Source organism: Streptomyces sp. NPDC044003, from assembly GCF_056435185.1.
The window spans coordinates 302,051-323,601 of record NZ_JBWKFA010000004.1; the positions used below are offsets into that span (position 1 = coordinate 302,051).

The window sequence follows — 21,551 nt, forward strand, 5'->3', positions numbered from 1 at the left end:
CGTTCCCTACTGTCCTCCGCACCGGCAGATATCATCCCCCGAGCGCACCCTGACAGGTGCATGCGGAGGGTGTCGTCCGCCGGCGGCGGCCTTGACCCGGGCCGTCGCGCCGGTGGCGGCGCACGGGCCCCCCAAGCCCAGGGAACGGCGGACGCGACCCCACTTCGCCCCGTGCGTCCCGCGCCGCCGCCACTGCTCCGCAGTTACGTCGTACTCGAAAGGGCCACACCTTGAACGGTTCCAGGCGGAGAGTCATATCCGTGGTCGCGAGCGCCGCGATCATCGGTGCCGCTGCCATGACTTCCGGGGCGTTCGCCGCCGCCCCGGTCGCAGCCACCCCGAAGCCCGCTCCGGCTTCGCAGGCGATCCAGGCGCTTCCCAGCGCCCCCGTCGAGAAGGTGATCGTCACCTACAAGACCCGGACCGCCGAGGCCGGTTCCAACACCGCCGCGAAGAGCGACACGGCCGAGAAGGCCGTGCAGACGGGCGAGAAGCTCTCCTTCGAGCGCCGCCTCGCCGGCGGTGCCGCCCTCGTCAACCTGGGCGGCAAGGCCACCAAGCAGGACGTGACGGAGGTCATGGACGCCTTCCGCGCCGATCCGTCCGTCGCCTCGGTCGAGCCCGACATCCGCGCCTACGCGATGGCCGTCACCCCGGACGACACCGACTACGCCAAGCAGTGGGACCTCTTCGAGCCCACCGGCGGCATGAACGTTCCTGCTGCCTGGGACAAGACGACCGGCTCCGGCGTCACCGTCGCCGTCATCGACACCGGCTACGCCGCCCACTCGGACCTGGCGTCCAACGTCATCGCCGGTTACGACTTCATCTCCACCTCCGCCGACGCCCGCGACGGCAACGGCCGCGACGCGGACTCGAAGGACGAGGGCGACTGGAACGCCACCGACGGCGAGTGCGGCACCGGCTCCAAGGCCTCCAACTCCTCCTGGCACGGCACCCACGTGGCCGGCACCATCGCCGCGACCACGAACAACACCAAGGGCATCGCGGGCATCGCGTACAACGCGAAGATCCAGCCCGTGCGTGTGCTCGGCAAGTGCGGCGGCTCGTCCTCCGACATCGCCGACGCGATCACCTGGGCCTCCGGCGGCACCGTGCCGGGCGTCCCGGCCAACCCGACCCCGGCCAAGGTCATCAACATGAGCCTGGGCGGCGCGAGCTCCACCTGCCCGAGCGTCTACCAGACCGCGATCAACGGCGCCGTCGCGCGCGGCACCACCGTCGTCGTCGCCGCGGGCAACAGCAACGCCAACGCCTCCGGCTTCACCCCGGCGAACTGCACCGGCGTCATCACCGTGGCGTCGACCAACCGCGCCGGCGCCCGGTCGTACTACTCCAACTACGGCACCATCGTGGACGTGGCGGCGCCCGGCGGCGAGACCCGCAACGCCACCGACACGCCCGGCACCGTCACCACCCCCGAGAACGCGATCTACTCCACGCTGAACTCGGGCCTGACGACCCAGTCGACCGAGACGTACAAGCCCTACCAGGGCACCTCGATGGCCGCGCCGCACATCGCCGGCCTCGCCGCCCTGCTGAAGTCGGCCAAGAGCACCCTCACCCCGGCCGACATCGAGTCCGCGATCAAGAACAACGCCCGCCCGCTGCCCGGCACCTGCACCGGCGGCTGCGGCACCGGCATCGCCGACACCTCGAAGACCGTGGACGCGGTCCTCAACACCACCCCGCCGACCGGCACCGTCTTCAGCAACGCGACGGACGTGCAGATCCCGGACAACACCACCGTGTCGTCCTCGATCGCGGTCACCGGTGTCACCGGCAACGCCCCCGCCACCCTCAAGGTCGGCGTGGACATCAAGCACACCTGGCGCGGAGACCTGGTCGTCGACCTGGTCGCCCCCGACGGCACGGTGCGCAACCTGAAGGCCTCCTCCTCCTCGGACAGCGCCGACAACGTCATCGCCACCTACACGGTCGACGCGTCGAGCGAGGTCGCCAACGGCACCTGGAAGCTCCAGGTCCGCGATGTGGCCTCGGGTGACACCGGCTACATCGACTCGTGGAGCCTCACCTTCTAAGGCACCATCGCATCACCTCTGAACCACCCCCCACATCAGCATCATTGCTGGTCAGCGACGCGCCCGTGGTCTACACCACTGGCGCGTCCTGGCGTTGGGGGAGCATGCACCCACCAGGCCCCCTGTCCGTATGCCGGACACGGGGCCTGGACTGTGCCGGTGGGCTCCGTATCCTCTGCGCACGGGGTCCATGGGCCGGACCCCGAGGGGCCGGAGGTGGTGGACAGTGACGACAGCTCCACAGAGCCCTGCTCCGGTGGGCCGCGAGGAACTCCTCACCCGGCTCGAACGAGCCCTCCACACGCGGGGCCGCGCCCTGCTCACCGGACCCGCCGGCGTCGGCAAGACCGAGGTCGCGCTCGCCGAGGCCGCCCGCGCGGAGGCCCGCGGCGAGACCGTGCTGTGGCTCGCGACCCTGCCGTCCGACCGTGAGATACCCGGGGCCGCCGCCGCGGCGCTCGTGGCCTCGGTGGCGGCGACGGTGACCTGGCCGGGGCTCGGCACCAGCCGCCCCGAACCGCCCGCCCGCGCGACCTCCCCCACCGATCCGCACGGGGCCGACCCGGCCGCCGCGGGCACGCCCGCCGCCGGTCCCCCCGACCCCGGCGCGCTCACCTCCGGGATCCTCACCTCCGGCGTGCTCAACGCCGGGATCTTCTCCTCCGGGGTCTTCGACCAGCTGCCCGGACCCCAGCGCACCGCCGTCGCCATGCTCTGCCGCGAGGCGCCGATCGACGCGGGCGGCTGGGACCCGATCGCGCTGCGCCTCGGCATCGCCCGCATCCTGCGCGCCCTCACCTGCCGCGGCCCCGTCCTGCTCGTCGTCGACGGCGTGCAGCACATCGACGCGGACAGCGCGGACCTGCTCCGCTTCGCCCTCCACCTGGCCCCGCCCGCGCTGCGGGTGGTGGCGGTGGAGACCCCCGAGCCGTACGCCGAGGCCCACGCCCCGTACCGCGAGAGCCACCGCCACGAGGACCCGCACGCCGCGCACCTCTGGGTGCCCTCGGAGGCGGACGTGCTGCGCGTCCCGCCGCTGCACGCCGACGAGATCGCCGAACTCCTCATCCACCACCGGCTGCCCTCCCGGATGGCCGGCCGCATCCACCGCGCCAGCGGCGGCAATCCGCGGCTCGCGCTCGCCGTCGGCCGCTCGCTGGCCGACGCGCGGACCCCGGTGCACCACGCCGAGGCGCTGACGCTCTCCGGGCGCGCCCGCGACCTCGCCCGCCAGCTCCTGGGCGCCGCACCGCCCGCCGTACGCGAGACGCTGCTGCTCGCCGCGCTCGCGCTGCGCCCCTCGGCGACGCTGGTGCGCCGGGCCGGGCGGCCCACCGCCGAGGCGGACCTCGCGGCGGCCGAGCGGGCCGACCTGGTGTCGCTCTCCGAGGACGGCTCGGTGACCTTCACCGCGGGGCTGCTGCCCTCCACCCTGGTGCACGACGCCTGTTGGGCCGAGCGGAGCGCCGGGCACGCGGCGCTCGCGGAGGTCGTGGACGACCCGGTCGAGGCCGTACGGCACCGGGCGCTGGCCACCGAGCGGCCGGACGAGGAGCTGGCCGCCGAGGTCGCGGCCGCCGCCGACCTGGCCCGGCGGCGCGGGAACAGCGCGCTCGCCGCGGAACTGGCCCTGCTCGCCGCCGAGTCGACCCCCGGCCGGCACGGGACGCGAAGGATCGCGCGGCTCGTCGACGCCGCCGAGGAGGCCGCCCGCGCGGCCCGCGCGGACCTCGCGATGCGGGCCGCGACCGATCTGCTCGCCCGGGACGCGGTGCCGTCCGACCGGGTCAGGGCGCGGCTCGCCGTGCTCGACACCGCCGGTCAGGGGCTCACCGGGCTCGACGAGATGTACGTCCACGCCATGGAGGACTCCGAGGGGGACACCGCGCTGCGGGCCGCCGTGCAGCTGCGTCTGGCCGTCAAGTACGTGCTGGCGGACGGCGATCCGGAGCGCTCGCGCACGGCCGCGGTCGAATCGGCGGCGCTGGCCGCCTCGATGGGCGATCCGCGGCTCGCGGCGCAGGCCCTGACCGTGCAGGCGCGGATGGAGCGGGCCCTCGGTTCGCCGGACGCCGAGACCGTGCTCGGCCAGGCGCGGGCCCTGGAGCGGGCCGAGCGCCCGCTGGGGATCCGCAACGCCGCCCAGATCCTGACGATCCGTCACGCCCTGTTCGACGACCGGCTGGACGACGCGCGGGACGAACTGAACGCGCTGCTGCCGCTGGTCCAGCGGCGCGGTTCGGTGGAGGACACCATCGAGCTGTTCTCCACGCTGGCCGCGATCGAGTCCCGCAGGGGCGCCTGCGCGGCCGCCCTCGCGCACGCCGGGCAGTCCCTCGCGCTCACCCTGGAGGCGGGCCTCTCCCCCGGCCCCGCCTGGTACACCCTCGCGCTCGCCGAGACCGCCGGCGGCAGCTTCGCGCGGGCCGCGAGCTATGCCCGCCGCAGCGTCCAGGCCTCGGAGGAGGAGGGCGACCGCGTCTTCCTCTCCCGCAGCCGGTACGCGCTCGGCCGCGTCCAGCTGATCAACGGTGACGTCGCCGCCGCCCTGGAGACCCTGCGACGGGTCCAGGCCGACGAGCGTGCCCAGTCGACGGTGGACCCGTCGATGCTGCGCTGGCACGAGGAGCTGGCCGAGGCGCTGCTCGCGCAGGACGCGGGCGACGAGGCCCTGGCGCTCCTCGCGGAGGTACGGCCGGTGGCGGAGCGTCTGGGCCGGTCCACGGTCCTGCTGGGCTGCGACCGGGCGTACGCCCTGTGCCTGGCGGCGGAGGGGCGGACGGACGAGGCGGCCGAGCTGCTGACCCGTACGGCCGAGAGCTTCGGCCGGGCCGGGCTGCCGCTGGAGCGGGGGCGGGCACTGATCGCCCTGGCCCGGGTCGAGCGGCGCCGCCGGCGCCGGTCGGCGGCGCAGAGCGCCCTGCACGAGGCGGCCTCGGTGTTCGAGCGGGCCGGAGCGGCTCCGTGGCTGGCGCTCGCGAGCGAGACGCCGGCGGGCGAGGCGGCCGGTCCCGGCCCGGCCGGTGAGGAGTCGGTGTCCGCGCTCTCCTCGCTGACGGAGGCGGAGCTGCGCCTGGCCCGGCTCGTGGGTCAGGGCGCGAGCAACCAGGAGGCGGCGGCGAAGCTGTACCTGAGCGTGAAGACGGTGGAGGCTCGGCTCACCCGCATCTACCAGAAGCTCGACGTCCGCTCCCGCGCCCAGTTGGCGACGGCCCTGCGCCCGTGAACGACGCGGGCGGGAGGGCGGATCACGCTACGCCGCCCCCGGCACCCAGCCCCCGCACCTCCGCACGACCGGCCCCGCCGCCCGAGCCCCGAACACCCTTCACCACCCGATGCCCCGCCCACGGCAGGCCCGCGCCGAGGCGCCCGAAGGGCGGGGTCCGGGAGACCGGACCCCGCCCTTCGGAACACCGTCGCGCGGCTCAGGCCTGCGCGGCGCCGAACCACTCCGTCAGGCTGCCGCGGAGCTCCTCCTGGTCCTCGCCGACCCAGACGACGTGGCCGTCCGGCCGCAACAGCACGGCGGGCGCGTCGAGTTCCTCGGCGGCGTCGACGACATGGTCGACCCGGTCCGCCCAGCCCTCCGCCGAGAGCCGGCCCGTCCGGTCGAGCAGCAGTCCGCGGCCGCCGTGCGTCAGCTCGTACAGGCGTCCCTGCTTCAGGGACAGGTCCCGAAGGCGCCGGCCGAGGAGTTCATGGCCGTCGCCGAGGTCGTAGCGGACGTCGACCGCGGTGATCACGCCGGTGATGTACCGGTTCACCTCCTCGAAGTCCATCAGCTTCGAGAACAGTTCCCGCAGCGCGGTCGCCCCGGGGTCGGTGCCGAGGAGGGTCATCTGCGCGCGGGTGTTCCGCACGACGCTGGCGCCGACGGGGTGCCGTTCGGCCTCGTACGTGTCGAGCAGCCCCTCCGGCGCCCAGCCGGCGACCGCGGCGGCCAGCTTCCAGCCGAGGTTGAACGCGTCCTGGATGCCGAGGTTGAGGCCCTGGCCACCGGTCGGCGGGTGGATGTGCGCCGCGTCGCCGGCGAGGAACACCCGGCCGACGCGGTAGCGCTCGGCCTGCCGGGTGGCGTCGCCGAAGCGGGACAGCCAGCGCGGCGAGTGGACGCCGAAGTCGGTGCCGGCGAAGGCCCGCAGCTGGGTCTTGAAGTCCTCCAGGGTCGGCGGCGTCGTACGGTCCTCGGCCACGCCGTCGGCGGGCACGATGACGCGGCACGCGCCGTCGCCGAGGGGCTTGAGGCCGAACCGCAGCTGGGTCTTCTGGACCTCCGCGGTGACGGCGGCGATCGTCTCCGGGTCCGCGGTCACCTCCATGTCGCCGAGCAGGGTCTCGACGGTGGCGGGCTCGCCGGGGAAGGCGACGCCGAGCAGCTTGCGCACCGTGCTGCGGCCGCCGTCGCACGCGGCGAGGTAACGCGCGCGCAGTTCGGTGCCGTCCGCGAGCTCGACGGTCACCCCGTCCTCGTCCTGGCTGACGCCGACCACTTCGGCGCCGCGCCGGATCTCCGTGCCGAGTTCGAGGGCGCGCTCGTTCAGCAGCCGCTCGGTGACCGGCTGGGGGGTGGCGAGGCCGTACGGGTGGGCCGTGTCGAGCCGCTCGGGCCACGCCTTCATCACGCCGCCGAAGAGGCCGCCGACCGAGAACTTCTCGCTGACCGCGGTGAACCGCTCCAGGAGACCGCGCTGGTCCATCATCTCGACGCTGCGCGCGTGCAGGCCCTGTCCCCGGGACTCCTTGGTCGGCTCGGTCAGTTTCTCGAGGACGACCACCCGCACGTCGTGCAGGCGCAGTTCGCTCGCGAGCATCAGGCCGGTCGGTCCGCCGCCGGCCACGATCACGTCAATCATCAAATACGCCCCGTATTTCCGCAGTTCAAAGCTTCGAGCGGTGATTCTGCAGGACGAAGGGGGCCTTGCCGCAAGGCCCCCTGTGCGCTATATCTTGAGAGTGGCAAGGAGAGGTCGTCCCTCCTTGCCTTTCTGTTTTTCCGGGTCGGCCGGCCTCAGACGGTGAAGGGGCGCTGGTTCAGGAAGTCCGCGGCCGGGGTGCCCGTCAGGTAGAGGTTCGGGCTCTGGGTCGGGGGCAGCAGGCGCTGGATGGCCCGGTGGAAGGTCCGGTAGTCGCCCCGGAAGGCGCCCTCGTCCCACACCCGGAGCAGGGCCCCGGTGAAGGCGCCGTTGACGGCTCCGTCGGCGGCGACCTGGTTGTCCTGGCAGGCCGAGACGAGGAGCGCGTCGGGGGCCGTCCCGTCGGCGGGGGTGTCCTTGGCCAGGGTCCGCTGGAGTTCTTCGAGGTAGGGGCGGTCGCGCTCGTAGAGCTGGATCCGCCACGGCTCCGGCATGTAGCGGCCGGTGGTCTCCTCCGACGCGCCGCCGGGCAGTTCGATGCTGCTGCCGCTGTGGCAGCAGTCGAAGAGGGCGACGATCCGCACGCCGTCGGCGAAGGCGCGGAAGGCCTGCTGGACCTCGTCGTCGAGGAACTGGCGGTCGTAGAACACGAGGGTCTCGTCGAGCGCGTCGGGCTCGTCGTCGGAGCCGGTGACGTCGGGGACCTGACCGCCGTGGCCCGAGTAGGTGAAGAGCAGGATGTCGCCGGGGGCGAGGCGGGCGGCGGCCTCGTGGAGCACGGAGGTGACGTTGGCGACCGTGCCGTCAGGGGTGAGCAGGGTGGTGGCCTCGAATCCGGCGGTCCTGGCGAGCCGCGCCATGTCGTGGGCGTCGTTCTCGCAGGCGTTCAGGGTGCCGTCCCAGCCCTCGTATCGGGCGGGGTCGACCCCGTTCAGTCCGACGTGCAGGGAGAGTCCGGTGGCCATGGGGTGCCTCCTCGTACGGAGCGGAAGGGTGCCGGGGCGGGGGGATGCCCGGGGCGAGTAATGCCGGGGACGGATGCCTGCGGCGGGGGGTGCCAGGCGTCTGATCGAGTGGCCTGCGGTCCGGCGCCGAGCACGACCCTCTCCACGCGGTACTTACATCGTATGAACCCTTCCGACGCGCCGCTTCCTCCCGGCCGGCCGCCCGCGGCCGAGCGCCTGGCCGCCCTCGCCGACCGCACCGGCTACGACGAGACCTTCCTGGGCCCCGTCGTCCCGCTCGCGCTCCCGGTCCGGGACACGGTCGAGACGGTGATCCTGCCGTACACCCACTTCACCGTGGTCTTCCGGCCCGACCGGCGGCTCGCGGCCTCGACCGCCGTCTGCATCGAGGGCGGGCAGCTCCTGGAGGACGTGCCCCGGGAGGACGTCTGGGAGTACGATCCCCGGCTGCCGGAGGAGCAGCAGGCCGGCAACGACGTCTACCGGAACAACAGCCTCGACCGGGGTCATCTGGTCCGCCGCCTCGACCCCGTCTGGGGCGCCTCGGCCGTGGCGTCCCTGGCCAATACGGACACCTTCCACTTCACCAACGCCGCTCCCCAGGCGGACGTCTTCAACCAGGGCAAACAGCTCTGGCAGGGCCTGGAGAACTATCTCCTCGACCACGCCGCCGAGTACGACCGGAAGCTGACGGTCCTCACCGGCCCGGTGCTCCAGGACTCCGACCCGCCGTACCGCGGGGTGCAGGTGCCGCTGCGGTTCTGGAAGGTGGCCGCCTTCGTGCAGGACGGGGCGCTCGCCGCCGCCGCGTACGTCCTGGACCAGAGCCCCGATCTGAGCCGGGACGCGGAGCGGGCCCTGGCGGGCGCGAAGGCCGGCGCGCCGCCGCCGCTGGGGCCGTTCCGCACGTACCAGGTGCCCGTCTCGGACGTCGCGGAGATCACCGAGCTGGAGTTCGGGCCGCTGCCGGACGTGGACGTGATGCCGCCGTTCCGCGCGCCGGAGGAGCGCTGGCGGCGCCTGGAGTCGTACGAGGACATCGTGCTGCACCCCTGACGCGGGCGGGTCCCCGGGCAGCGATTGCGACGGTCCCCCGCCGGTGAAACGATGAGGGGGGATCAGCCAGTTCGTCTGGCCTCGACCGGTGATGTCCGGTCACGACTGATCTCGTCAGGTCCGGCGCCGGAGCGACCGGCGCTGCGCGAAGAGCGCCGGGCAGGTGCGGTATGCCGCTCACCGAGACGGAGTGGGGGCTCGTCGCCAGCTGGGTACGGGACCATCTCCTCGACTCCCCCGAGCCACGGGCCCGGCTGCTGCACGCGGGCCTGCCGGCCGGCTTCGTCGAGGACCTGCCCCTCACCCCGGACCCCGGGCGGAACGCCCTGCTGGTGGTCGAAGCGGCCCGCCGCGACATCGCCCACCAGCGGCGGCTGCTCTCCGTGCTCGCGGGACTCGACGCGCTGGCCGCGATCGACGACCCGCACGCCTTCGAGCAGGGCGCCGAGGCCCGGAACCTGCTGACCCGGCTGCGGGAGGACGAGCAGCTGCGCCGGTCCCCCCAGGATCCGTTCGACAGCACGCTCCTGAAGCACGGCACGGAGGTCTTCCTGGACCGGCGCGAGCTGCGCGGGAAGCTCAGGGAGTTCCTGGCCGACCCGGAGCAGACGGTGCTGGTCGTCGACGGGCCCCCGGACAGCGGGCGGTCCTACACGTACGAGCTGATCCGCCACCTCGGCCAGCACTGCGACTTCCGTCCGGTCCGGGTCACGCTCTCCCGCACGTCCACGGCGGCGCGCCTGATGCAGCGGCTCTCGGCCTTCGTGGCGGGGCCGGAGGCCGACCGGGTGCCGCTGGACCCCACACGGTTGAACGATCCACTGCCCTCCTTCGAGGACGCCGCGCACCGGATCGTCGCCCGCGCCACGGCCGCCGAGGAGCGCTTCTGGCTGGTCCTCGACGACTGCGACCGGCTCGACCCGCACTCGGACGTGTGGGACTGCATCGGCGTCCTCGCGCGGGCGATCTACGAGCACACCCCGGTGCGCGCGGACACCGTGCCGCGTCTGGTGCTGCTCGGCTACGCGACGACGATGCGGCAACTCCCGTACGAGATCCGCAAGAACGAGTGCCGCGACACGACCCGCCTCGCCGACGAGGGCGATCTCCGGGACTTCTTCCGGGAGTTCTTCACCGACACCGCACCCGCCGGGGGCGAGGCGGCCGTCCGCGAGCTCACGGAGACGGCCGTCGCCGAGGTGCTGCGGTCCCTCGAATCCCCTGCGAACGGCGACAGTTACATGCGCCGGCTGTGCACCGCCGTGGAGGACGTCGTACGGCTCCACCGGGCGCTCCCCCCGACGGCACCGCCGCCGGGCGAGGCCGGTCAGGTGCTGCGCGACGCCCTGCGCACCAGCCTCGCCGCCCCCGCCGCCGCGCTGCCCGACCTGCGCAGGTCCTACCGCGAGGCCGCGTGCCTGCTCCAGGAGTTCGACCCCGCCCGGCTCATGCTCCCGGGCGAGGAGCGGGCCACCGGGCGGGCCGTCCTGGAGCTCGTCGACGACTGCACGGCCCTGCCGGCCCCCGGGGCCACCGTGTGGACGCTCAAGCCCGAGATCCGCGACACGGCCCTGGCGGGCCTGGACGGCCCGGACGCCGCGCTGCGCGCCCTCCGGACCAACATCACCCTGCGCCCCGAGGGCCCGGGCCCGGAACGCACGGCACTGGCCCTGCTGACGGGCGCGGGCCTGCCCCCGGCGGGTGCGGAGCCGACGGGCCCCGGCCCGGACGCCCGCGACGAGGTCCAGGTGCTCTCCGACACCCTGCAGGCCACGCTCTGGCTGAGTCGCGTCCCCGGGGTGACCGGACTGCCCGACGTCGACGAGGTGCAGAACCGCCTGGAGCGGGCCCGGCTGCTCCAGCCGATGCGGCGGCTCGTCCGGGGCACGTTCCACGGCCGGACCGCCGAGCTCGACGCCCTGCACGCCTATGTCGCGCTGCCCGAGGAGCCGGCGGAGCCGCCCGTCCTCCTGCACGGCGTCGGCGGCATCGGCAAGAGCACCCTGCTCGCCAAGTTCCTCGTCGACGCGCTCGCCGCCGCCGGTCCCGCCGGATTCCCCTTCGCCTACATCGACTTCGCGCGTCCGACGCTCTCCATCCACGAACCGGCCACGGTGATCGCCGAGATGGCGCGGCAGCTCGGCGTCCACCATCCCGCCCACCGCGCCGCCTTCGAGGAGCTCGCGGACGAGTGCGAGCGGACGGCGGCGCTCCAGCGCGGCGAACGCAACGAGCTCGACGAGCTGTACCAGCTGGCCGGCACCCGGGCGACGCTCGGCCGCGACTACTCCTCCGACTTCCACGCCCGGGCCAGCGCCCGCGAGCAGGAGCTCGCCCACCGGGTCGCCTCCCTGGTCGCCGAGGCGGTCCGCCCGGCGCCGGGCGAATCGCCCCCGCCGCTGGTCGTGGTCGTCGACTCCTTCGAGGAGGCCCAGTACCGGGGCTCGCCCGTCATCGCCCGCATGTGGGCCGTCTGGACGGCTCTGCGGGCGGCCTACTCGCGGCTTCGGTTCGTCGTCTCCGGGCGGGCCCCGATCGACCATCCGGCCCGGGTGCTCACCCCGCGCACGATGGAGCTGACCGAGCTGGACCACGAGGCCTCCGTGGACCTGCTGATGTCCTCCGGGGTGGACGACGAACCGCTCGCGGAGGACCTCGCCGACCGGATCGGCGGTCATCCGCTGAGCCTCAAGCTCGCGGCCCGGACCGCCGTCGCCCTGGGCGCCGACTCCCCGTCCCTCGGCGAGCTGCTGCGCGGGCTGCCCTCCCGGCGCCGGTACTTCGACCGGCAGGTCGACCAGATGCTGATCCAGGGCACGCTGTACGACCGACTGCTCAAGCACATCGCGGAGGACGACGTCCGGGCCCTCGTGCAGGCGGGTCTCGCCCTCCGCTTCATCACCCCCGACCTGATCCGGGAGGTCCTGGCCGGGCCGGCGGGGCTGACCGTCGACAGCGCCGCGGAGGCCCGGCGGCTCTACGGTCTGCTCACCTCCCGGGTCGATCTGATGGAGTCGGCGGGACCGGAGGCCATCCGGCACCGGACCGATCTGCGGGCCATCATGCTGCGCCTCTCGGACAGCGCGCGGACCGATCTGATGCGGGCCGTGGACCGGCGGGCCGTCGCGTACTACGCGGTCCGCGAGGGGTCCCGGGAGCGCGCCGAGGAGATCTACCACCGGCTCCGGCTCGGTGAGAACCCCCGGACGGTGGAGGCCCGTTGGGAGCCGGACGTCGCGCCCTACCTGGGCGGGTCGACACACCGCGAGATGTCGCACCGCTCGGCGGCGTTCCTCCTCGGCCGGATCGGCGGGCACGTGCCCGACCAGATCATGACCGAGGCCGACCAGGAGGACTGGGAGCGGATCGCCGCGCGCGAGGTCGAGGACCTGCTCACCCAGGGGTACGTGGACGCCGCGGCGCAGCGCCTGGAGGAGCGGCGGCCGTGGACGCCGTGCAGCAGGCTGCACGCGCTGCTCGCCGAGACGCTCGCCCGCTCGGGGCGGACGGCGGAGGCGCGCGAGGGCGCCGAGCGGGCCGTGGACCGGGCGGAGGAGGCGGGCTGCGCGGAGACCCAGCTCGAACTGCTCCAGCTGTCGGCGCGGCTGGCCCAGGACTCGGGCGACTTCGCGGAGGCGGACCGGGACCTCCAGGAGGCGGAGGAGATCGCCGCGGGCCTCGGGCTGCGCTTCGAGTCGCTGGGGGTGCTGGTCGCCCGCTCGCGCCTCGCGGCGCTCGCGGACGGCGACGCCGCGCCCGCGGAGAATCGGCTCGCCCGGACCCTGCGCGGGATGCCGGACGCGGACCTGGCCCGGCAGCCCTCCCTGGCCCGGACGGCGGCCGCCACGGCGTGCCGGGCGGACCCGAGGCTCCTGGAGCACACGCTGCGGCTCGTGGGGCTCCCGGCGGACGAGGAGGCGGTGGTCACCGAGCTGGCCCGCTGGATCGACACCACGCTCACCGACGAGCCCGGCCTTCACGTGCCGCTGACCCGCATCCTGGAGTCCGCCGCCGGGGCGGAGCCCTCCTCCGGGGCCGGCCGTCCGGATCTGGAGCGGATCGAGCGGGACCTGCGGGAGGCACGGCGGCGCGGCACCCTGGACAGCGTGGCCCGGCAGGCGCTGACGCTCCGGGACGGCAGCGGGGACCTGCTGCTCGGGGTGGCCTCCGCGATGGACGCGGGCCCCTCCCCACGCGGAACCGCCTCGCACGCAGCCATCGCGCGCGGTACGGCCCCGGCGGGACACGGCGCCGAGCAGGGGCCCCGTACCGGCCTGTGGACGCGTCCGCCGCCGAACGCCGCCGGGGCCGCGCTCCGGAAGGTGCCGTTCCTGCCGCAGGAGGAGCTGGTCCGGGTCCGCAACGCCACCATGGAGGCGGGCCTCGCCGACCGGGCCCTGCGCCCTGCCCTGCTGAAGGGCATCCCGGGCTACTTCACGGCCACCCTGGAACCGCTGGACGACCCGCTGGAGCAGGCGCACGCCGACCTCAACGCGATGAACCAGGTCGAGCGTCTCCTCGACGGTCTGGTGCCGCTGGAGATCTGGCTGCACAACGCGATCGAGCAGACCCACGAGCAGGGCCCGCGCGCCGTCCTCCAGGGCGCCCTGGACGCGGTCGCCCGCGCGATCACCGGCGAGGCGGAGCTCCCGGCGGAGATGATGCCCGGGGAGATGAAGGAGGAGATCGTCCTCCAGGACGACACCGTGCCGTACGAGTTCCTGCACGGCGGCATCCGGGCCGGCGCCTCCGTGGCGCTGCTGCGGATCCCGCCGTACGAGTCGGGCGCGCCACTGCTGCCCTCGTACCCGCACGGCGGCACCGGCTGGATGATCGCCCCGGGGCTGCTGATCACCAACCACCATGTGGTGATGGCCCGTTCGTGGGAGGCGGGCGTCCGCCCCTATGTCAGCGACGAGGACCTGCGGCTCCAGGCGCTCATGTCGCGCTCCCGCTTCGACTTCGTCGAGAACGCGGCGGCCGCGCCGGAGGCGACGGCGGGCGAGCTGGAGGCCTGGGACGCGGCGCTCGACTACGCGATCGTGCGGCTCTCCGCCGGCCAGGAGGAGCGGCCGACGCTGCGGGTCGCCACCCGGCCGCTGCTGGTCCGGGAGCGGCAGCGGGTCCCGGTCAACATCATCCAGCATCCGGGCGGGCTGCCGAAGCGGGTCGCGCTCCGCAACAACCTGGTCTACCGGGCGGACGAGCAGGACATCCTGTACTTCACCGACACCCGGGGCGGTTCCTCCGGCTCCCCGGTCTGCCTCGACGACTGGACGGTCGTGGGGCTGCACCGGGGGACGCGGAAGGTGGACGAGGTCGAGTTCCAGGGCGCCCGGACGCGGTTCGTGAACGTGGGCACCCAGATGAGCGGCATCCTGACCCATCTCCGGGAGTCCCGGCCCGAGTTGTACGAGGAGATCACGGCGGCCCAGTCGGGGCGGCCGGCCCGGGGGGAAGCGAACGCGAAGCCGAGGTGAACGACCATGCCGAACGGACCACGGAGCGTGTCGCCGGTGGCGACCGGCGCCGAGCGGATCTTCGACGATCTGCGGGAGGTCGCCGCGCGGGTGCGCGCGGGACTGGAGGCGGAGATCGCCGAGTCCGCGCTCGAACTCCCCGCCGACGTGGCACCGGCGGTCGAGATCTCCCGCTTCGCCCGCGAGGAGCGGGCCCGCGTCCTGGAGGCCGGGGTCAGCGGCCTGGAGAAACTGGCGGCGCACCGGGAGGACGAGCTCGACGGGGACGAGACCTTCGGCGTGGAGGCGATCGTCCTCCTGGAGGGCCGGCCGGCGATCCTGGTCCAGCGCCAGGACTTCGCCCCGCAGCGGGACGAGTGGTCGGTCCTGGAACCGCAGCGGCCCGCGATCCGGGATTCGATCCTGCGGGTCGGCCGGGTCGAGGTCACCGGGCACCCCAGCCTGGACTGGATCGGCACGGGCTTCCTGGTCGGCCCGCGCACGGTGATGACGAACCGTCATGTGGCGGCGGAGTTCAGCCGTTTCGAGGGTGAGCGCTGGACCCTGGAGTTCGGGATGTCGGCGCGGGTCGACCCGGCGGAGGAGCTGCCCGTCGAGGGCGAGCCGCCCGGGCCCTCGGTGCCGTACGAGATCACCGACGTCATCGGCATCCACCCCGACGTCGACATGGCGCTGCTCCGCGTCGAGCCCTCGACGGAGCACGGCCTGCCGACGCCGCTCGCCGTGGCGGCGGACGGTCCTGCGGACCTGCCGGGCCGGCCGGTGTACGTGATCGGCTACCCGGCCTGGGACGGCCGGCGCAACGAGCCCGAGTCGATGCGCCGGATCTTCATGGACGTCTACAACGTGAAGCGGCTCCAGCCGGGCGCGGCCACCGAGTTCACGCCCGGCGGCCTGGTGATGAAGCACGACTGCTCGACGCTCGGCGGCAACAGCGGTTCCCCGGTGTTCGACCTCGCCGACCACCGGGTCCTCGGGCTGCACTTCGGCGGCCGCTACCGCACGGGCAACTTCGCCGTCCCGCTGTGGGAGCTGGTGGACGACCCGCTGCTCGCGAAGGCGGAGGTCAACTGGGTCTGAGGCATGGCTAGTCGGCGGCGACGGCATAGGTGCCGCGGGCGGTGGCTCCGTCAGGGAGGCGCCACTCGGCCGTGACCCGGCCGCGGCCCGGTCCGCCGTCCGCGCCGGGGCGCAGGACGCGCCGGATCCGGAGCGTCAGCGGTGCGTCCGCGCCGGTCTCCCGCACCTCCACGTCGGTGTGGTCGGGGCCTTCCGTGACCCGTACGAGCTCCGCTCCGGACCCGGCGGGGTCGAGCGAGGCCGCGACGGTGGGGTCGGTCGTGTCGTCGACCGACTGGTGCTGCGCCTCGGCCCGGCCCGCGAGCAGGGCGTACAACTCGGCGACGAGCACCGGGTCGTGGGTGCCGTCGTAGATCCAGCGCGTGCCGAGGACGCCGTGCTCGGAGGTGCCGATGAGAGCGTGCTCGGCGCCCTCCAGGGGCGCGCCCCGGTAGGTCATCGGGACCAGGTAGGTGACCGCGTCCGGTCCGGCGCCGTCGGCGACCGCCATGAACTCGATGCCGACCTCGCCCGCGGGGTCGTCGAGCCGGAAGCCGCCCACCTTGGCCGGGCTCGGCGCGTCGGCCCCGCCGGCGTACCAGGCGCGGCCGGGCAGCCAAGCGGTGAGCAGCTCCAGCTTGGTGGGCTGCATCGTGGTGTGGTGGATGACGGCCATCGTGCGCATCTCCCTCTGGACCTGGGACGAAGAACCCCGGAGCGAAGAACCTCCGGGCAAAGAACCGCAACCTAACAGACCGGCCCGGTCGCGATGCGGGGCTGTCCACGCCGACCTAGCCTGGAGGTGGAGTGTTGTCCCCGGCCGGCAGGAGGCCCGCCGTGAGGTACTCGCACACCCGGAACCGGCGCGTCTGCGCGGCCTTGGCGGCCCTGGGAATCCTCGTCGCGCCCGTGGGCGCGGGTGCCGCCTTCGCCGCCGAACCCCCGGGCCCCGCCGCCCTCGTGGCGACGACCCCCTCCCCCTCGGCGGACGCCGGGTTCCCGGAGCTGACCCCGGCCGTCGCCGCCCGTCTGGACCGGGCGGTGCAGGACGTGATGCAGGAGACGGGCGTCCCGGGTGTCACGGTCGGTCTCTCGGCGCCCGGCAAGGGCACGTACATCCGCTCCTTCGGTGTCGCCGACAAGGCCACGGGACAGCCCATGAACCCGGGGCTGTACATGCGGATCGGCAGCGAGACCAAGACGTTCACGGTGACCGCCCTGCTCGAACTGGTCGACCGGGGCGCGGTGAGTATCGACGACCCGATCTCGAAGTACGTGGACGGCGTGCCGAACGGCGACCGCATCACCCTGCGGAACCTGGCGTCCATGCGCAGCGGGCTCTTCAACTACTCGGCGGACGAGGGCTTCTACAAGGCGCTCACGTCCGATCCCTACCGGCCCTTCACCCCGCAGGAGTTGCTCGCCTACTCGTTCAAGCACCCGATCCAGTTCCAGCCGGGCGCCGAGTTCGACTACTGCAACACGAACCTGATCCTGCTCGGGCTCGTCGTGGAGAAGGTCAGCGGGACGCCGCTCGACGAGTTCGTCCGGGACAACGTGATCGAGCCGGCGGGCCTGCGCCACACGGTGTTCCCCACGGACGCGGCGTTCCCGAGCCCGCACGCCCACGGCTACACCGAGCAGACGGCCTCGGGGCAGCTGGAGGACTCCACCGACTGGAACCCGTCCTGGGGCTGGGCGGCCGGTGCGATGATCTCCGACCTCCAGGACCTGCGCACCTGGGCCCGGGTGGTCGCGACCGGCACGCTGCTGACCCCGAAGACGCAGGCCGAGCGGCTGAAGACGTACCCCTCGGGCATCCCCGGCGCGGGCTACGGGCTCGGCATCTTCAACATCCAGGGCTGGATCGGGCACAACGGCTCCCTGCCGGGATACGAGTCGCTCACGATCTATCTGCCGGAGGCCAAGGCCACCCTGGTGGTCCTCCTCAACACGGACGTGCTGCACGACAACAACGAGCCCAGCACGCTCTTCGGGCAGGCCATCACCCGGATCGTGACTCCGGACCATGTCTTCGACATCCCGGTGACGGAGCCGAAGCCCAGCCCGAGCGGAAGCTGACGCGCGTCCCCCGCCTCCTCCCATCACCTGACTGATAATCTCCGAATTGTCCTGAATGATTCCCGGCACTCGCCCGTGCCACCGCAGAATCGGGAGCAGCAATGACCGGTGGACCCGAGCCCCTCAGCGCCGTCGCCCGTGAGGCGCTCGAGCGCGAGCTCGCCGATCTGCGCACCGAACGCGAGGCCGTGGCCGTCACGCTGCGGGGCGGCGGTGGCGACGAGGTCGGCGACCGGGCGGACCAGGCCGACGAGTTGCAGCGCGCCGACGAGCTGGACCGGCTCGCCACCCGGATCGACGAGATCGAGGGGCGGCTCCGGGAGGGATCCGTCGCGGGCGCGCCGTCCACCGACGCGGTGGGCGTGGGCAGCAGCGTGACCGTGCGGTTCGCGGACGGCACCGAGACGACCGTCCAGATCGGCGAGCTCGCGAACGCCCTCGACGCGGCCCTGGTCACCGCCGACAGCCCGCTCGGCCGGGCCCTGCTCGGCCACCGTGCCGGCGACACCGTCACGTACGACGCACCCGAGGGCCGGACGACCGCGGTCGTGGTCTCCCTCGGCTGACGGCGTGCCGGACACCGCCTCCCCCGGGTCCGCCCAGATCCGGGAGGCCGACCGGAAGGGCGGCCCGGGGCACACGGTCCTGGTCGCGCTGGCCCTCGCGGTGCCCATCACCAAGCTGGCCTACACGGTCGGCGGCGGCGACGCCGTACGCGACGTGCTGGTCGGCATGGAGCCGGCGAACTGGCCGGACATCCTGCTCGGCATGGTGATCACGGACCCGCTCCTCGGGTCGGTGCTCGGCGTCGTCGTCTCCCGCGTGATCTTCGCCCTGTTCGCCGCGCGCGGGGCGGTCCCGCTCGGGGGCGGGACGGCCCGGGCGCTCCGCCGGGCGGCGCTCACGCTCGTCAACCCGGTCGCCGTGGGAGTCATCGACGCCTGTTTCTTCGGGCCGTGGTGGGGCCTCGCCACCGGGCTCGCCGCCTTCGCGCTGCGGCAGGGCGTGGTCGTGGAGTACCGCACGGGACGGCGCAGGCCGCACCACCGGCACGAGCAGGACCGGGGCGGCGACCCCGGCTACCGGCCGTCCTCCTGGCTGCGCGGGGCCGCCGGCGTGGAGCAGTGGGTGGCGCTGGCCCTGACGGTCCTCGTGCTGCCGTTCCTGGCGTTCGTCTCGGCGCTCGACGGGCAGGCGTGGACGTCGATCGTCGCCTGCCGGGTCACGGACGGAACGCGGACCGAGAGCAACCGGCTGATCGAGCTGAGCCGCAAGGGCGACGGCGTGGTCGGCTGGAACCTGGACACCGAGCAGATCTCCAACGGCCTCGGCTGCACGAGCGAGGAGAGCCGCTACGTACGCGAGCCGTGGTGGCGGCGCTGAAGGCCGGCGGGACCCGGGTCAGCGGCCCGTGACGATCCCGGCGACCAGGTTGATCGTGGTGGCCAGGATGCTCGCCCCGAACACGTACGACAGAAGGCAGTGCCGGAGGACGACCGAGCGGACCGTGGGGCTGGAGACGTTCGTGTCGGAGACCTGGTAGGTCATGCCGAGGTTGAAGCTGAAGTAGAGGAAGTCGCTGTACCTCGGCGGGGCCTGGGAGTTGAAGTCGATCCCCCCGCCGGGTTTCAGGGCGTAGTAGAGGTACGCGTACCGGGTGGCGTACATCAGGTGGAGCGCCGCCCAGGCCATGAAGACGCCGCCGAGCGCCGTCGCGGCCGCCGCGTGGCTCAGGTCGGTGCGGCCGACCAGGAGCAGCACGACGATGCCGACGAGCCCGCACAGGGAGGTCGCGACGACGACGAGCTCCTCGACGAGGGGCCGGAACTCCTCGCGCCGGACGTTCCGGTGGGTCGTGGTGGCGTCCATGGGCCACAGGACGAGCCAGCCGGTGACGACGAAGAGCGTCTCGGCCGCGGCGATGCCGGCGAGGACGCCCATCGGCGTGTGGGTCAGGGCGGCGACGACCGCGCCGGTCGCCGCGCCGGCGAGCGCCGACACGGCGAGCCGGGGCACGGCGCCGAGCAGCCGCCGGTCCACGGCTCAGGGCTCCAGGACGACGACGGCCTCGTCCGTGTAGGCCAGGAACGTCAGGGTCTCCTGGAGGTACAGCTCGACGCTGCTCGCGTCGTGCGACGTGTAGCCGATCGCCACGTCCTGGCCGAGACGCAGCTCGAAGTCGCCGCCCCGGGTGGAGAGGACGAAGCCGCCGTCGAGGGCGGGCGCCCAGATCGGGGAGCCGTCGAGCATCCGGGCGAGGTGGGCCGCGATCGGGTAGCCGTGGTCGGAGGTCTCGCTGACGGCCCGGTACTGGTCGGCGCCGAGCAGCAGGGCGTACGGTCCGTCGACGCCGGCGAGCCGCAGGGCGGTGAGGGCCCGGCTGACCGCGTCGGGGTAGTCGCGGGGTTCGGTCGGCAGCCGCAGCGCCGGGTTGGAGCTGCGGCCGCGCAGTCCTTCGACCCCTGCGGCCTCGTACCCCTCGAAGACCATGCGGTCCTCGATGAGCGCCAGGGCGCGGGCCGCGTCCTTGACGGGCTGCCAGTCGGAGTCCTTCGAGCCGCGCTCGACGTCGTCGACGGCGGACCGGTCGACGGTGAACGGCACCCGGACCTCGACGAGGGGCCGCGCCTCGCGCAGCCGTGCCGTGACGCCGGGTGCGGGCTCCGCCAGGTCGGAGAGGTGGCCCGTGCCGACGGCCGAGAGCTCCGGTCCGGCCGGGTCGGGGACGTCGACGACGCGGCGGCCCGCGACGTTGCGGCGGAAGGTGCGGCGGGCCTCCTCCTCGATCTCGCCCCACGCCGCGGCGGTGATCGGGGCGAGTTCGCGGTGGAGGTTGCTGGTGGACTCGGGGGGCGTCATGGGGCCAGGGCTCCTTTCAGGCTGCCGATGCCCAGGGTCGCCCCGGGAGCCGCGGCGGCCGGCGGGGCGGGGAGGGCGTCGAGGAGGTCGGCGCTCGGCACGAAGAAGAGGCCGCCGGTCACAGCCCGGGAGAAGTCGAGGATGCGGTCGGTGGTGCCGGGGGGATCCCCGAGGAACATGTTGTGGAGCATCCGTTCGGTGACGGCGGAGGTGCGCGCGTAGCCGATGAAGTAGGTGCCGAACTCGCCGGTGCCGATCCGCCCGAAGGGCATGTTCGCGCGGAAGATCTGCTGCTGGACGCCGTTCTCGTCGGTGACCGTGTTCAGGGCGACGTGCGAGTCCGCGGGCTTGACGTCGTCGGACAGTTCGATGTTGGAGCCTTTGCCGCGCCCGATGACGTGCTCCTGCTGCTCGACGGTGAGCGCGTCCCAGGCCGCCATGTCGTGCACGTACTTCTGCACGATCACATAGCTGCCGCCCCGGAAGTCCGGGTCCTCGTCGCCGATGTGGACCGCGTCGGCGGCCGTGACGCCCTCGGGGTTCTCGCTGCCGTCGACGAATCCGAGCAGGTCGCGGTCGTCGAAGTACACGAAGCCGTGCACCTCGTCGACGACGGTCGCCGCGGTGCCGAGGGCGGCCACGATATGCCGGGCCAGTTCGAAGCAGAGGTCCAGGCGCCGGGCCCGCAGATGGAAGAGCAGGTCGCCGGGGGTGACCGGCGCGCGGTGGCGGGGGCCTCGCAGGGGCGTGAAGGGATGCAGTTCGCGGGGGCGGGGGCCGCCGACGAGCCGGTCCCATCCCTCGGAGCCGATGCCGGCGACGCAGGTGAGCTGCGCGTCGGGGGCACGGAACGCCACCGAACGGGTCAGTCCCGTCAGGTCCCGGAGCGCCTCCCGCACCGCGGTCTCGCCGCCCGGGTTGACGGTGGCCACCAGGAAGACGGCCGCGCGCGCGGGCGAGGCGACGACGGGCTGGGGTACGGCCATGGCGCTCCCACGAGAGATGAACAGAAAACCGGACAGAAGGGACAGCGTCAGCGTAGGTGCGCATGATCCGGTACGCAGCCCGGCGCACCGCCCTCCGGCGGCGGGCGACAGGTACAGAGCGGGGCAGGCATAGGGCGGCAGGCACGGG

Annotated in this window: 14 protein-coding genes; 8 read left to right on the forward strand and 6 right to left on the reverse strand. The window is 73.7% G+C overall.

Annotated elements, in window-relative coordinates; genetic code table 11:
* Positions 1–260: 260 nt before the first annotated feature.
* Both AC07AW_RS18500 and AC07AW_RS18505 read left to right on the forward strand, forming a co-directional pair.
* A complete protein-coding gene (locus AC07AW_RS18500) occupies positions 261–2,063 on the forward strand; it encodes a S8 family serine peptidase (protein ID WP_478816537.1) in 1,803 nt (600 codons plus the stop codon).
* 226 nt (positions 2,064–2,289) lie between these two features.
* Positions 2,290–5,289 (forward strand): helix-turn-helix transcriptional regulator, encoded by a 3,000-nt coding sequence (locus AC07AW_RS18505; protein WP_478816538.1) that lies wholly within the window; start codon positions 2,290–2,292, stop codon positions 5,287–5,289.
* Between the two features lie 199 nt (positions 5,290–5,488).
* Here AC07AW_RS18505 and rox read toward each other — a convergent pair whose 3' ends face one another.
* Both rox and AC07AW_RS18515 read right to left on the reverse strand, forming a co-directional pair.
* Positions 5,489–6,916, reverse strand: coding sequence for a rifampin monooxygenase (gene rox, locus AC07AW_RS18510; protein WP_478816539.1), 1,428 nt, complete (start codon positions 6,914–6,916; stop codon positions 5,489–5,491).
* A gap of 155 nt (positions 6,917–7,071) precedes the next feature.
* On the reverse strand, positions 7,072–7,881 hold the full coding sequence (locus tag AC07AW_RS18515) for a caspase family protein (protein ID WP_478816540.1): 810 nt from the start codon (positions 7,879–7,881) through the stop codon (positions 7,072–7,074).
* Positions 7,882–8,043: 162 nt separating this feature from the next.
* Here AC07AW_RS18515 and AC07AW_RS18520 point away from each other — a divergent pair, with 162 nt between their 5' ends.
* From AC07AW_RS18520 to AC07AW_RS18530, 3 genes are all read left to right on the forward strand, one after another.
* Positions 8,044–8,937, forward strand: coding sequence for a DNA/RNA non-specific endonuclease (locus AC07AW_RS18520; RefSeq protein WP_478816541.1), 894 nt, complete (start codon positions 8,044–8,046; stop codon positions 8,935–8,937).
* Between the two features lie 170 nt (positions 8,938–9,107).
* Complete coding sequence (locus tag AC07AW_RS18525; RefSeq protein WP_478816542.1) at positions 9,108–14,417, forward strand: trypsin-like peptidase domain-containing protein; 5,310 nt, start codon at positions 9,108–9,110, stop codon at positions 14,415–14,417.
* Positions 14,418–14,423: 6 nt separating this feature from the next.
* The gene (locus AC07AW_RS18530) at positions 14,424–15,497 is read left to right on the forward strand and encodes a trypsin-like serine peptidase (protein WP_478816543.1); all 1,074 of its coding nucleotides are present in this window, start codon (positions 14,424–14,426) and stop codon (positions 15,495–15,497) included.
* A gap of 7 nt (positions 15,498–15,504) precedes the next feature.
* On the opposite strand, the gene AC07AW_RS18535 is transcribed toward AC07AW_RS18530, so the two are convergent.
* Positions 15,505–16,152, reverse strand: coding sequence for a maltokinase N-terminal cap-like domain-containing protein (locus AC07AW_RS18535; protein ID WP_478816544.1), 648 nt, complete (start codon positions 16,150–16,152; stop codon positions 15,505–15,507).
* A gap of 161 nt (positions 16,153–16,313) precedes the next feature.
* On the opposite strand from AC07AW_RS18535, the gene AC07AW_RS18540 reads away from it, so the two are divergent.
* The 3 genes from AC07AW_RS18540 (at position 16,314) to AC07AW_RS18550 (ending at position 18,941) form a co-directional block, all read left to right on the forward strand.
* Positions 16,314–17,558 (forward strand): serine hydrolase domain-containing protein, encoded by a 1,245-nt coding sequence (locus AC07AW_RS18540; protein WP_478816545.1) that lies wholly within the window; start codon positions 16,314–16,316, stop codon positions 17,556–17,558.
* 101 nt (positions 17,559–17,659) lie between these two features.
* Positions 17,660–18,124 carry a GreA/GreB family elongation factor gene (locus AC07AW_RS18545; RefSeq protein WP_478816546.1) on the forward strand — a complete coding sequence of 155 codons (465 nt, stop codon included), beginning with the start codon at positions 17,660–17,662 and terminating at the stop codon, positions 18,122–18,124.
* A gap of 4 nt (positions 18,125–18,128) precedes the next feature.
* Complete coding sequence (locus tag AC07AW_RS18550; RefSeq protein WP_478816547.1) at positions 18,129–18,941, forward strand: hypothetical protein; 813 nt, start codon at positions 18,129–18,131, stop codon at positions 18,939–18,941.
* Between the two features lie 18 nt (positions 18,942–18,959).
* On the opposite strand, the gene AC07AW_RS18555 is transcribed toward AC07AW_RS18550, so the two are convergent.
* The 3 genes from AC07AW_RS18555 to AC07AW_RS18565 are packed head-to-tail and all read right to left on the reverse strand — an operon-like array spanning position 18,960 to position 21,403.
* Positions 18,960–19,598 carry a DUF1345 domain-containing protein gene (locus tag AC07AW_RS18555; RefSeq protein WP_478816548.1) on the reverse strand — a complete coding sequence of 213 codons (639 nt, stop codon included), beginning with the start codon at positions 19,596–19,598 and terminating at the stop codon, positions 18,960–18,962.
* A gap of 3 nt (positions 19,599–19,601) precedes the next feature.
* Positions 19,602–20,417 carry a family 1 encapsulin nanocompartment shell protein gene (locus tag AC07AW_RS18560; RefSeq protein ID WP_478816549.1) on the reverse strand — a complete coding sequence of 272 codons (816 nt, stop codon included), beginning with the start codon at positions 20,415–20,417 and terminating at the stop codon, positions 19,602–19,604.
* Positions 20,414–21,403: a Dyp-type peroxidase gene (locus AC07AW_RS18565; protein WP_478816550.1), complete on the reverse strand. Its 990-nt coding sequence runs from the start codon at positions 21,401–21,403 to the stop codon at positions 20,414–20,416. Before AC07AW_RS18565 ends, AC07AW_RS18560 begins: the two co-directional genes overlap by 4 nt.
* Positions 21,404–21,551 lie beyond the last annotated feature (148 nt).

What these genes read in the sequence shown, in the direction of transcription:
- rox (WP_478816539.1), bottom strand. Translation starts at nt 6,916, where the DNA reads ATGATTGACGTGATCGTGGCCGGCGGCGGACCGACCGGCCTGATGCTC.
- AC07AW_RS18515 (WP_478816540.1), bottom strand. Translation starts at nt 7,881, where the DNA reads ATGGCCACCGGACTCTCCCTGCACGTCGGACTGAACGGGGTCGACCCC.
- AC07AW_RS18520 (WP_478816541.1), top strand. Translation starts at nt 8,044, where the DNA reads ATGAACCCTTCCGACGCGCCGCTTCCTCCCGGCCGGCCGCCCGCGGCC.
- AC07AW_RS18525 (WP_478816542.1), top strand. Translation starts at nt 9,108, where the DNA reads ATGCCGCTCACCGAGACGGAGTGGGGGCTCGTCGCCAGCTGGGTACGG.
- AC07AW_RS18530 (WP_478816543.1), top strand. Translation starts at nt 14,424, where the DNA reads ATGCCGAACGGACCACGGAGCGTGTCGCCGGTGGCGACCGGCGCCGAG.
- AC07AW_RS18535 (WP_478816544.1), bottom strand. Translation starts at nt 16,152, where the DNA reads ATGGCCGTCATCCACCACACCACGATGCAGCCCACCAAGCTGGAGCTG.
- AC07AW_RS18545 (WP_478816546.1), top strand. Translation starts at nt 17,660, where the DNA reads ATGACCGGTGGACCCGAGCCCCTCAGCGCCGTCGCCCGTGAGGCGCTC.
- AC07AW_RS18560 (WP_478816549.1), bottom strand. Translation starts at nt 20,417, where the DNA reads ATGACGCCCCCCGAGTCCACCAGCAACCTCCACCGCGAACTCGCCCCG.
- AC07AW_RS18565 (WP_478816550.1), bottom strand. Translation starts at nt 21,403, where the DNA reads ATGGCCGTACCCCAGCCCGTCGTCGCCTCGCCCGCGCGCGCGGCCGTC.